This window comes from Microbacterium sp. K27 (assembly GCF_004794435.1).
GTDB lineage: Bacteria > Actinomycetota > Actinomycetes > Actinomycetales > Microbacteriaceae > Microbacterium > Microbacterium maritypicum_A.
In genome coordinates, this window is the sequence record NZ_SSDK01000042.1 from 18037 (window position 1) to 29798 (window position 11762).

General features: G+C 68.4%; 10 protein-coding genes and 1 tRNA gene. 8 read left to right on the top strand and 3 right to left on the bottom strand.

The window, feature by feature from the left end:
- Positions 1–26: 26 nt before the first annotated feature.
- Together DW307_RS13105 and DW307_RS13110 are read left to right on the top strand one after the other, a co-directional pair.
- A complete protein-coding gene (locus DW307_RS13105; RefSeq protein WP_029267339.1) occupies positions 27–1391 on the top strand; it encodes an NAD-dependent succinate-semialdehyde dehydrogenase in 1365 nt (454 codons plus the stop codon).
- A gap of 111 nt (positions 1392–1502) precedes the next feature.
- On the top strand, positions 1503–1940 hold the full coding sequence (locus tag DW307_RS13110) for a pyridoxamine 5'-phosphate oxidase family protein (RefSeq protein WP_136024944.1): 438 nt from the start codon (positions 1503–1505) through the stop codon (positions 1938–1940).
- Between the two features lie 16 nt (positions 1941–1956).
- On the opposite strand, the gene DW307_RS18140 is transcribed toward DW307_RS13110, so the two are convergent.
- A complete protein-coding gene (locus DW307_RS18140; protein WP_021201069.1) occupies positions 1957–2127 on the bottom strand; it encodes a hypothetical protein in 171 nt (56 codons plus the stop codon).
- Positions 2128–2287: 160 nt separating this feature from the next.
- Between DW307_RS18140 and poxB the strand changes: the two genes are divergently transcribed.
- Positions 2288–4012: a ubiquinone-dependent pyruvate dehydrogenase gene (gene poxB / locus DW307_RS13115; RefSeq protein ID WP_021201068.1), complete on the top strand. Its 1725-nt coding sequence runs from the start codon at positions 2288–2290 to the stop codon at positions 4010–4012.
- Between the two features lie 42 nt (positions 4013–4054).
- On the opposite strand, the gene DW307_RS13120 is transcribed toward poxB, so the two are convergent.
- Together DW307_RS13120 and DW307_RS13125 are read right to left on the bottom strand one after the other, a co-directional pair.
- The gene (locus DW307_RS13120; RefSeq protein WP_136024945.1) at positions 4055–6853 is read right to left on the bottom strand and encodes a hypothetical protein; all 2799 of its coding nucleotides are present in this window, start codon (positions 6851–6853) and stop codon (positions 4055–4057) included.
- Positions 6854–6876: 23 nt separating this feature from the next.
- Positions 6877–8700 (bottom strand): HSP90 family protein, encoded by a 1824-nt coding sequence (locus DW307_RS13125; RefSeq protein ID WP_168441036.1) that lies wholly within the window; start codon positions 8698–8700, stop codon positions 6877–6879.
- 195 nt (positions 8701–8895) lie between these two features.
- On the opposite strand from DW307_RS13125, the gene DW307_RS13130 reads away from it, so the two are divergent.
- The 5 genes from DW307_RS13130 (at position 8896) to rplA (ending at position 11746) form a co-directional block, all read left to right on the top strand.
- Positions 8896–8968 (top strand) — tRNA-Trp (locus DW307_RS13130).
- Between the two features lie 40 nt (positions 8969–9008).
- Positions 9009–9281, top strand: coding sequence for a preprotein translocase subunit SecE (secE, locus tag DW307_RS13135; protein WP_021201065.1), 273 nt, complete (start codon positions 9009–9011; stop codon positions 9279–9281).
- Positions 9282–9321: 40 nt separating this feature from the next.
- Positions 9322–10365: a transcription termination/antitermination protein NusG gene (gene nusG, locus DW307_RS13140; protein ID WP_029267332.1), complete on the top strand. Its 1044-nt coding sequence runs from the start codon at positions 9322–9324 to the stop codon at positions 10363–10365.
- A 248-nt stretch (positions 10366–10613) separates the two neighbouring features.
- On the top strand, positions 10614–11045 hold the full coding sequence (gene rplK / locus DW307_RS13145; RefSeq protein WP_017829145.1) for a 50S ribosomal protein L11: 432 nt from the start codon (positions 10614–10616) through the stop codon (positions 11043–11045).
- A gap of 11 nt (positions 11046–11056) precedes the next feature.
- Positions 11057–11746, top strand: a complete 690-nt coding sequence (gene rplA / locus DW307_RS13150; RefSeq protein ID WP_021201063.1) for a 50S ribosomal protein L1 — start codon at positions 11057–11059, stop codon at positions 11744–11746.
- The last annotated feature ends 16 nt before the right edge of the window (positions 11747–11762 follow it).

The following is an 11762-nucleotide window of genomic DNA, read 5'->3' on the forward strand; positions in this document are numbered from 1 at the left end:
CGCACCACCACACGAGAGGACATGTCATGACCGACTACGCCGTCACCAACCCCGCCACCGGAGAGACGCTGGCGTCCTTCGACACGTTCACGGATGCCCAGATCGATGAGGCGGTCGCCGCCGCCGACGAGGCCCACCGCGAGTGGTCGCGCTCGTCGACGGTCGCCGAGCGCGCGGCCCTCGTCCGGCGTGCCGCCGAGCTGCACCGCGAACGCCGCGAAGAGCTCGCCGACATCTTCGTGCGTGAGATGGGCAAGCCCCGCGAGGCCGCCCTCGGCGAGGTCGACTTCGCCGCCGACATCGCCGAGTACTACGCCGACCAGGCGGAGTCGATCATGGCCGACCAGCCGATCGCGATCCTGGGGGAGGGGTCGGCCATCATCCGCCGTTCCTCGCTCGGCCCGCTCGTCGGCATCATGCCGTGGAACTTCCCGGCGTACCAGATCGTGCGCTTCGCCGCTCCCAACCTGATCGTGGGCAACACGATCCTGCTCAAGCCCGCCCCGCAGTGCCCGGAGTCGTCGACCGCGATCGAGAAGATCTATCACGATGCCGGATTCCCGAAGGGCGCCTACCAGAACGTCCTCGCGACGAACGAGCAGATCGCGACGATGATCGCCGACCCGCGCGTGCAGGGCGTCTCGCTCACCGGATCCGAGCGCGCCGGTGCCGCGGTCGCCGAGATCGCCGGACGCAACCTCAAGAAGGTCGCACTCGAGCTCGGCGGCTCCGACCCGTTCATCGTGCTCTCCACCGACGACCTCGACGCCACGGTGCAGGCCGGCGTCGATGCGCGCCTCGACAACAACGGGCAGGCCTGCAACGGCGCGAAGCGCTTCATCATCGTCGACAGCCTGTACGACGCCTTCGTCGAGAAGTTCACGGCGGCGATGGCGGCCATCGAGGCGACCGATCCCATGCTCGACGACACGGTCCTCGGTCCGGTGTCGTCCGAGACGGCTGCGGTCAACCTGCAGAAGCAGATCGACCAGGCGGTCGAGCAGGGAGCGACGCTCCTCACCGGCGGCACCCGTGACGGCGCGTTCTTCGCTCCGACCGTGCTGGCTGACGTCACGCCCGAGATGAACGTCTACCGCGAGGAGCTCTTCGGCCCCGCCGCCGTCGTCTACCGCGTGGCGGATGAGGACGCGGCGGTCGAGCTCGCGAACGACACCACCTTCGGTCTCGGCTCCTACGTCTTCACGACGGATGCCGCGCAGGCCGAGCGCGTCGCCGACAAGATCGAGGCGGGCATGGTCTACGTCAACCTCGTGCTCGCCGACAGCCCCGAGCTGCCGTTCGGCGGCGTCAAGCGCAGCGGCACGGCCCGCGAACTGGGTCACCTGGCCGCGGACGAGTTCGTCAACAAGAAGCTCATCCGCATCGGCTGAGCGCACGATGAACGGCCCCTCGCAGAACGCGGGGGGCCGTTGTCGCATCCACCACCGAATGCGGGACGGATGCCCTGTCGGTGGGGACATCGAGTGCGAGACAATGGCGGCATGAGCGCGCACACCGACCCCATCGAGATGCTGACCACCGACCGGAGCCGGGAGCTGCTCGGCACGCAGGAACTGGGAAGACTCGTCACCCACGTCGGGGACACGATCGACATCTTCCCGGTGAACTACGTGGTCGACGGCGACGGCATCCTGTTCCGCACGGCGCCGGGCAGCAAGCTGTTCGAGCTGACGGTGAACACCGACGTGCTGTTCGAGGTCGACGATCATACCCACACGGACGCCTGGAGCGTCATCGTTCGCGGGCACGCGACCGCTCTGGAGGCGGATGCGGACGTGCACCGCGCGGATGCCGCGGGCCTTCGCCCCTGGATCCCCACCCTCAAGCGCGTCTACGTGCGCATCGACCCGACGTCGGTCTCCGGGCGGGCGTTCCGTCGCAGTGCAGAGCCGGACCGGGATGGTGCTCAGGAGTACTGAGCGCCGCTCGTCGCCCTCAGGCGGAGAAGAGCTTCAACTCCTCGGAAGTGAAGTAGTTCTGGGTCACGTCCGTGATGCGCACGAGGTACTTTCCCCGCTTCCCGTCGATCGAGACGACGGTTCCGACATTGCCGGTCATCGTCGGTCCGGTGATCTGCACGGTGTCTCCGATGGCGAAGTCGCTCATTCTGCATCCTCTCGTCGTGCCGTGACCCCGGATGCGCCGGCGAGCGTCTCGGCTTCTTCTGATGCTTCGAGGCTAGATCGCGCGTCGAAGCGGCGAGAGTGACATCTGTCACGGTCGTCCGACGAGCCTCAGCCCCCTGCCTCGGGCGTAGGGTCGAAGCATGGCAAACGTCGCTGAGAACATCGTCAAGACTCTGCACGCCAACGGGATCGACCGTGTCTACGGCATTCCCGGGGACTCGCTGAACGGCTTCACGGATGCGCTGCGCAAAGACGGCACGATCCGATGGGTGCATGTGCGGCACGAGGAATCCGCCGCGTTCGCCGCCGCCGCCGATGCCGCAACCACCGGCGAGCTCGCCGTCGTCGCCGGATCCTGCGGGCCCGGGAACCTGCATCTGATCAACGGCCTCTACGACGCCAACCGCTCACGTGTTCCCGTGCTCGCGATCGCCGCCCACATCCCCACCACCGAGATCGGAACCGGATACTTCCAGGAGACACATCCGCAGGAGCTCTTCCGCGAGTGCAGCGTCTACGTCGAGTACGTCGCCGATCCGAAGCAGATGCCGCGCCTGATGGAGATCGCCATGCGTGCTGCCATCGAAGAGCGCGGGGTCGCGGTGCTCGTGATCCCCGGTGACGTCGCCCTGGCAGACATCGCCGACGACCGTGCCGTCGTGATCGAGCGCACCCGCCCGGTGGTCGTGCCCAATCCGGCGGAGCTCGAGAAGGCGGCGACGCTGTTGAACGCCGCGAAGAAGGTCACGATCCTCGCCGGAGCCGGCGTCGAGGGCGCGCACGACGAGGTCATCGCCCTCGCCGACACACTGGGTGCTCCCATCGTGCATGCGCTCCGCGGCAAGGAGTTCATCGAGTACGACAACCCCTTCGACGTGGGGATGACGGGGCTTCTCGGCTTCGCTTCGGGCTTCCGGGCCATGGAGGCCGCCGACGCGCTGCTGGTGCTGGGCAGCGACTTCCCGTACGAGCAGTTCTACCCCGACAACGCGACGACGATCCAGGTCGACATCCGTGGCGCCCAGCTCGGCAAGCGGCATCCGCTCGATCTGGGGCTGGTCGGCGATGTGCGTGCCACGGCGGACGCACTGCTGCCTCGACTGGCGCGCAAGGACGACCGCACGCACCTCGACGATGCCACCGCGCACTACCGCAAGACTCGCAAGAAGCTCGACGAGCTGGCGGTGCCGGCCAAGGGCAAGCGTCCCATCCACCCGCAGTACCTCGCTCGTCTCCTGGACGAATACGCGGCCGACGATGCGATCTTCACGGCCGACGTGGGGTCGCCGACCGTGTGGGCGGCCCGATACCTCTCGATGACCGAGAACCGGCGACTGATCGGCTCGTTCACGCACGGCTCCATGGCCAATGCGCTGATGCACGGCATCGGGGCCCAGGTCGCACACCCCGACCGTCAGGTCGTGGCGCTCGCGGGTGACGGCGGCCTCTCGATGATGCTCGGCGAGCTGCTGACCCTGACGCAGAACAAGCTGCCCGTGAAGACCGTCGTGGTCAACAACTCGTCGCTGAACTTCGTCGAGCTCGAGATGAAGGCCGCCGGTTTCGTGACGTACGGGACGGGGCTGGACAACCCCAGCTTCGCTGCGATCGCCGAGGCGATGGGGATCTTCGCACGCCGGGTGGAGCGGAGCGAGGACCTCCCCGACGCCGTCCGCGAAGTGCTGGCCCATGACGGTCCCGCTCTGCTCGACGTGGTCACCGAACGGCAGGAGCTCTCCATGCCGCCCGCGATCGAGGCGGCGCAGGTCAAGGGCTTCGCGCTCTACGCGATCCGCACGGTCATGTCCGGGCGCGGCGACGAACTCCTCGATCTCGCGAAGGCCAACTGGCGCCAGCTCTTCTGAGACGGCGCCCCCAGCGACGGCGCCGTCTCGCCGGCCCTGCGCTCAGCTCTCCAGGTGCGCGCGGATCTCGGCGGCTTCGCCGTGACGGCCGAGTGCCTCGAGCACGTTGCCGAGCTCGAGGGCCGACACCTGCAACAGCGGCGGGTGTCCGGCCGCGTGCTCGATGGCGCTGCGGTAGACCGGGACCGCGTCGGCTGAGCGCTCGTTGCCGGCGAGCACCCGTGCCGCGAACAGCTCCGAGCCTCCGGCCGAGCCCAGGTCTCCGAGCGCTGCGAAGCCGTCGGCCGCGGTGAGAGCAGCCGAGACGGCTTCATCGACACGGCCGAGCTCGGCCAGCGCCCGTGCGCGCGAGTCGGTCACATCCGCGAGCAGCCACTCGGCCTCGTGCTGCTGCGCGAGGGCGGCGACCTCGTCGAAGAGCCCGAACGCCCGCTCATCGCCGCGTCCGCCGTAGGCCTGGCCGAGACTGTGCAGAACCTCGGTGAGCGCGCCGACGGCTTCGGGCGCGCGCCGCACGATCTCGGCGGCGGACTCGAGCAGGGCGATCGCATCGTCGTGCTCGTCGAAGCGCGCGAGGATCTTGGCCTGCTCCGTCATCGACATCGCCTGGTCCGCGTGCTCCTCGGCCTGCCCGAACAGTTCGGAGGCATAGCCGTGCGCACCGACCGACTGACCGAACTCGCCCGCGGCGCTCAGGGCGCGCGCGAGCATCGACACGGTCATGGCGCGCGAGCCGGCGGGGACGTCGGCCTCCTCCTCGCGCTGCAGCACGTCGCCGAACAGCTCTGCGGCTTCTTCTGCATCGCCGACACGCAGCATCGCGCGCGCGAGACGGAAGTCGAGTCCGGTCGTGTCCGCTCCGGCTTCGCCTCCCAGGCGCGCGGCGAGGCGGTAGCGCGAGACGGCTTTCTCCGGCTCGTCCGCGTCCTCCCAGAGGGCTCCGGCGAGCAGGTGCGCGTCACCGAGCGCGCGGGTCGCTCCCAGTTCGGCGAGCAGGCGGCAGGCCTCGTCGGCATCGGCCGCGCCCTCCAGGTATGTGTTCCCGCCGCCGCGCACGCGTGCGCGGGTCTGCAGCGCCTGGGCCCGGTGGCCCGCGCTGAGGTCGTCCTGAGCGAGGAAGCGGTCGAGCAGCGCGTTCCCCGCTTCGAGGTCGCCCTTGCTCAGCACGGCCGAGATGGCCAGCAGCGTCGTGGTGTTCGTCAGACGGGTGTCCTCGGCCTCGGCGAACGACCGCGCCGCCACCTCGGCGTGATCGAGCGCGGCGTCGGGTTCGCCGGACTGCAGGTGCAGGGCGGCGCGGCTGATCGCGAGGTCACCGCGCGTCCAGGCGGGCAGGTCGTCCGATGCGCCGATCTCCTCTTCGAGCGCGGCGGTCGTCTCCGGGGTGTTCAGGCCGAACGTCGCGAGGCCGATGCGCTCCTCGAGGTCGGCCTGCACGTCGCGGCCGGCCCCCCGCAGCGCAGCGATGCGTTCCGGCAGAAGCTGCAGGGCCTCGTCGGCGCGATCGAGGGCGATCAGGATGCCCAGGCGCATCGAGAGCAGCTGGGCGCGCTTGGCGGGGTCCTCGACCTCGAGGGCACGGGGCAGGGCCTCGAGCGTCTCGTGCTCGGCGCCGAACTGGGCGAGCTGCATCGCCCGTTCGAACCATCCGTCCGCGTCGACCGGTGTGGTGGTGGGGGCCGCGGCGACGAACGCGTCGGAGCGGATCGGAACGTCGTACCGCTCGTCCGCCAGCGCCCGCATCCGTTCCAGGCTGCGGGCGTGCCCGTCCGTCCCGTCACGCTCGTCGAAGCCCGCTCCGATCCGCTCCGCAGCGGTCCACGCGGCTGCCGCGAGCTCGGCGGCGCTCCAGGTGCCGTCGTGCTCGCCGAAGAACGGGACGAGGGCGGCCGACTCCGCGCCGCGCACGGGAGTGTCGCCGTGTCCGACGGCCGTCACCCGGTCCAGTGCCACGGCGAGGGCCGCGAGCGCCGCGAAATGGGCGTCGACGTTCAGACCGTCGTGCGCGAGCCAGGAGATGTGCTTCTCGACCAGTGCGAGCGCGCGCGCCTCGTTGCCGGTGAGGGCTGCGAACACGATGTTGTTGGCGACGATGCGCAGGTTGTCGGGGTTGTCCTTAGCCAGTCGGTAGCTGCGCAGATGCGCGGTCTTCGCCTCGTCGAGGTGTCCGGCACGCAGGTAGGGCAGGAGCACGCGCGAGAGGGCGTGCTCGGGCTCCTCTCCACAGGAGAATCCGCCCTCGATCATCTCCTCGACGAGCACGATCGCCTCGGCGTCGCGGTCGGTGTCGGCGAAGAAACCCGCGATCTGACTGCGTCCGCAGGCGTCGCAGTGGCTGTGGTCGTCGCGCGGCGTCGCCTCCAGCTGCACGCGCAGCGCCTCGGCCTCGTCCATGCGACCGGCGTCCCAGGCGTCCTCGAAGCGCGCGGTGAGCACGCCGCTGACGCCGAGCCCCGCGGCGCGGTAGTGCGACTCCATGTCGTCGAGCACGGCGGCGATCTGCTCCTGCGAGAACGCGGGGGAGGACCGCAGCGACGAGGCCATCCACTTGAACTGCCACATCAGATCGGCGCCGCCGTTGTCGAGATCGGCCGGGAAGCGCTGCGGGTCGGCATCATGATGGGCGAGGCACCACGCGAACGAGTTGAGCATCACGTCGGTGGCGCCGTTCATGTTCGCCGACGCGGTCTGACGCATCCGAGCCTCGTACTCGAGCCGCTCGTCGCCGATCTCGATCGCCAGGGCGACGGCCTCGGAGACCAGCGCCTGCTCTGCGGGCCCCCAGGGGGTGCGATCGATCTCCTCGATCAGCTGCTGGAAGCGCTTCTTCGGACGTGCCATGGAGGGGACCTTTCGGTGGAGAGTCAGCGGGCGTCGCCGAAGGGGATGGTGTCGCCCTCCAGACCGGCCGAGAGCGAGACGAGGTCGGCGAGGGCGCTGGTCATCAGCGTCCGGTCGGCGTCCGCGAGCGGATGGTGCCCGGCGAGAAGCGCCTGGATGTAGAGGAGCTGCACGGTGCGCGCGAAGACGGCGTCGTCCTGCACGCGCACCAGGGCGCGCACGACCCGATTGGACCAGTTCAGGCACAGGCGCGCGCGCAGATCGTCGTCGCGGGCGGATGACAGGGTCTGGTCGATGCGATCCAGCACACCGCCCCAGAGGGCCCCGGTGACGCCCTTGGTGCGTCCGCGGTCGATCGCCCGCAGCACCTCGGGGTCGGCCACGTAGAGCGCGGCCAGATCGGGGCGGTCGATCGACCGGACGACCACGGAGCAGTCGGATGCGGCGAGCACGGCACCGGCGCGCGCTTCGAGGGCGACGGCCGCATCGCGGTCGTCGAGGGGTGGCGGATCGAGACGATCGAGTTCGCCCGTGACATCCACCTTTTCGACGGAGACGTGCGGGTAGAGGTCGGGCAGCATCCGGATCAGATCGGCGTCGTAGAGGTAGCCGCCGTTGACGAGCACCTCATCGGAGGGGGAGATGCCGGCCACCTGGCGGAATTCGTCCACGCTCTGCGCGTAGCGGATGTGCGGGTATCTCTCGACGAGGTCGCCGATCCGCACCGTGCCGTGCGTCGTCTCGACCGTCAACCAGCGGGAGATGAAGTGGGCGAGCTCCTCGTCGTGGCGCACCAGGGATTTGAGGCCGACCTCGTGCACGGCGACGAACTGCGCGAGACGATGGGGTTCGCGCAGCCCCAGCTCGAGCACCCAGCGGCGGATGCCGGCGCCCAGCTGCTCGCGCACGCGTTCGAGCGCCGCGTCCTCGACGAGCGATTCCCTGCTCGCGGTGGGAGCGAGGCCGGTGGAATCGATCACGGCGCGCACGAAGAAGGCCCAGTCGGGGAGCACGTCGTCGACGCGCTCGGAGAGCAGCATCCGTCCCAGGTACATGCGCGTGGCCTGGCGTGCACCGGGAGGAGGGGCGAACGGCAGCACGTACGCGAGGCCGCGCGTGCCCGTCGCGGGCTCGCTCAGCTCGATGACGTCGAGCGGACTCGCGCCGAGGAGATCCCGACCGTAGCCGACCGCCGCTTCGGGGTCCTGCGCGGCGTCGAGGAACGGAGCGTCTCGGGTGATGTCGATGTCGCCGGCGGCGGCGTCGATCGTGACGCGCACCGGCAGGAACTCCCCGAACGTCGTCGCCAGCTCGTGCACTGCGGCGGGGCGCAGCAGCTCGTCGGCGTCGAAGCGCGGGACGAGGTGCACACTGGTGCCGATCGGCAGCTCCTCGTCGATCTCGGCCACCTGGAACGTGCCGTCGGCACTACCGGTCCACTCGACCGAGGCGCCGCCGCGGGCGCTGCGCGAGCGGATGACGATCGTGTCGGCGACCATGAAGCAGCTGAGCAGACCGATGCCGAACTGCCCGAGGTAGTCGCTGCGGGGGAGGTCGAAGATGTCCCGCTTGGAGCTGCGGCCGACCGTCGCCAGCAGATCGGCGACCTCCGTGGCGGTCAGCCCCACGCCGTCGTCGCGCAGCACGAACTCGCCGGTCTCGGCGGTCAGCGGAGTGATCCGGATGCGGCCGCCGCCACCGTCGACCTCGCGGCGGGCGGTGATCGCGTCGCGGGCGTTCTGCAAGAGCTCTCGCAGGTACACGCGAGGACTGGAGTAGATGTGCCGGCTGAGCAGATCGACGACTCCGCGCAGATCCACCTGGAACTGCTGCACTTCAGCGCTCACCGGCGCTCCCTCCTCCTGCATACGCTCGCTGAGCCTAACAAGAACACGCCATCGCGATCCCGGTTCGGCGCGACCGGATCGATGCCGTATGCTTGTGGGGCAGTTGTTGTCTGCATTCTTTCGCCATGCCTGGGGTCTTCCGATCGCGGCTACGGTGGCAGAGTGGGGAGAACACCCCGAGACCTCCCGGTCTCTAGGGCGGTAGCTCAATTGGCAGAGCAGCGGTCTCCAAAACCGCAGGTTGCAGGTTCGATTCCTGTCCGCCCTGCGCGTCAGCGCAACGCTGACACACGAAAGGTACATTCAGGATGGATCAGGACGAACCGCGCGGCGAGGTCGTCGCGGCCGGCGCCACCCGCGAGAAGAAGGGCAACCCCTTCTCCCGGTTCTTCGGGAGCATCGCCCTGTTCATCCGCCAGGTCATCGCCGAGCTCCGCAAGGTCGTCACCCCGACTCGCAAGGAGCTGTTCAAGTTCACCGGGGTGGTGCTCGTCTTCGTGATCATCGTCATGGGCATCGTCTACGGCTTGGACTTCGCCTTCGGGCTCTTGGCGCACTGGGTGTTCGGAATCCCTGGCTGATGACCCCCGCGGCTCGCGCCGCAGCTATGGAGAAAACAACGTGTCTGAACGATATTCCGACGACGCCGACTGGGCGACCGCCGCAGAGCAGTCCAGCGAGGAAGACGAGGCCCAGGAGGGCAACGTCCTCGCTGAGGAAGAGCTCTCGGTCACCTCGGCCGAACACGTCGCGGTCCACGTCGAAGATGAGGACGGCGAAGAGGATGACACGGCTGACATCGACATCGACATCGACGACCCGGAGGCGGACGCGATCGTGAACGACGCTCTCAACCTGGACGAAGCGGCTGAGTCTGAGGCTGCCGCTGAGGTCCTCAACGAATCAGTGGCCGAAGAGGTCGCCGAGCAGGAGGCGGAGGCGGCCGACGAGGTCACTCCCTACGACGGTCCCGAGCTCGGCGCCGACGACGCGCAGGCCGACGAGGACTCCTCGACGGACGACGACGACGAGGACGCCGAGGAAGACCCGTACGAGGCCTTCCGCATGGACCTCCGCATGCTCCCGGGCAAGTGGTACGTCATCCACTCCTACGCCGGTTTCGAGCGCAAGGTGAAGGCCAACATCGAGCAGCGCAAGTCGACGCTCGAGGTCGAGGACGAGATCTACCAGGTCGAGGTCCCGATGGAAGACGTGGTCGAGATCAAGAACGGCCAGCGCAAGATGGTCACCCGCGTGCGCATCCCCGGCTACGTGCTGGTGCGCATGGAGCTCACGGAAGACACCTGGTCGGTCGTGCGGCACACCCCGGGTGTCACCGGCTTCGTGGGCAACGCCCATAACCCGACGCCGCTGCGCTTCGAAGAGGCCTTCAACATGCTGAAGTCGCTCGTCGAGGTCAAGGACGTCCCCACGGCCAAGAACATCGCGTCGAAGGGCGGCGTCGCCGTCGCTCGTCCCCTGCCGGCCGAGGTCGACTTCGAGGTCGGCGAGACCATCACGATCAAGGAGGGCTCGTTCGCGGGTCTTCCCGGTTCGATCAGCGAGATCAAGCCCGAGAGCGGCAAGCTCACGGTCCTCGTCTCCCTCTTCGAGCGCGAGACGCCGGTGGAGCTGTCGTTCGACCAGGTCACCAAGATGGTCTGACACACATTCACACGAGAACGGCCGTCCCTCTCGGGGCGGCCGTTCTCGCGTCGTGCAGGCGCCTCTTGCGTCGGGCAGGCGTCCGTTGCGCCGCTGAGCGGCCGTGGCCCGCAGGACTCCTTCTGATCGGGTAGACTTGTGTGGTTTGTGCGACGCTTCGGCGTGCGCGGAGACGACCACGTTCCGGAACCGCCGGATCTGTGGGAGAAGCGGATGCTCCGGCATCCGATTCGATGAAAGGAAAGAGAATGGCACCGAAGAAGAAGGTGACCGGCCTGATCAAGCTTCAGATCAACGCCGGTGCAGCCAACCCGGCGCCGCCGATCGGCCCCGCGCTCGGTCAGCATGGCGTCAACATCATGGAGTTCTGCAAGGCGTACAACGCCGCGACCGAGTCGCAGCGCGGCAACGTCATCCCCGTCGAGATCACCGTCTACGAGGACCGCAGCTTCACCTTCGTCCTGAAGACCCCGCCTGCTGCGGAGCTCATCAAGAAGGCCGCCGGCGTCCCCAAGGGCTCCGCGACCCCGCACACCGTCAAGGTCGCGAAGATCACCAAGGACCAGGTCCGTCAGATCGCCGAGACCAAGCAGGCCGACCTGAACGCGAACGACATCGAGGCCGCGATCTCGATCATCGCCGGGACCGCCCGTTCCATGGGCATCACGGTCGAGGGCTGAGGAGAATAATCATGGCTACCAAGTCCAAGGCTTACAAGGCTGCCGCCGAGAAGATCGAGGCAGACCGTTTCTACACCCCCACCGAGGCTGTCGCCCTCGCGAAGGAGACCGGCTCGACGAAGTTCGACTCGACCGTCGAGGTCGCGCTGAAGCTCGCCGTCGACCCCCGCAAGGCAGACCAGATGGTGCGCGGCACCGTCATCCTGCCCCACGGCACCGGTAAGACCGCCCGCGTCATCGTCTTCGCCACCGGCCCCGCGGCCGAGGCTGCGATCGCCGCAGGTGCCGATGAGGTCGGCGGCGCCGAGCTCATCCAGAAGGTCGCCGATGGCTGGACCAACTTCGACGCCGCTGTCTCCACCCCGGAGCTCATGGGCCAGGTCGGTCGTCTCGGAAAGGTGCTCGGACCGCGTGGTCTGATGCCGAACCCGAAGACCGGTACCGTGACTCCGAACCCGGCCAAGGCCGTCGAGGAGATCAAGGGCGGAAAGATCGAGTTCCGCGTCGACAAGCACGCCAACGTGCACTTCGTCGTCGGCAAGGCATCCTTCACCGCAGAGCAGCTGAACGAGAACATCGGCGCAGCGCTCGAGGAGATCGTCCGCCTCAAGCCGTCGAGCTCGAAGGGCCGTTACATCCAGAAGGGTGCGGTGTCGACCACGTTCGGCCCCGGCATCCCGCTGGACGTCAACTCCATCTGAGTCTGACTCTCTGAAA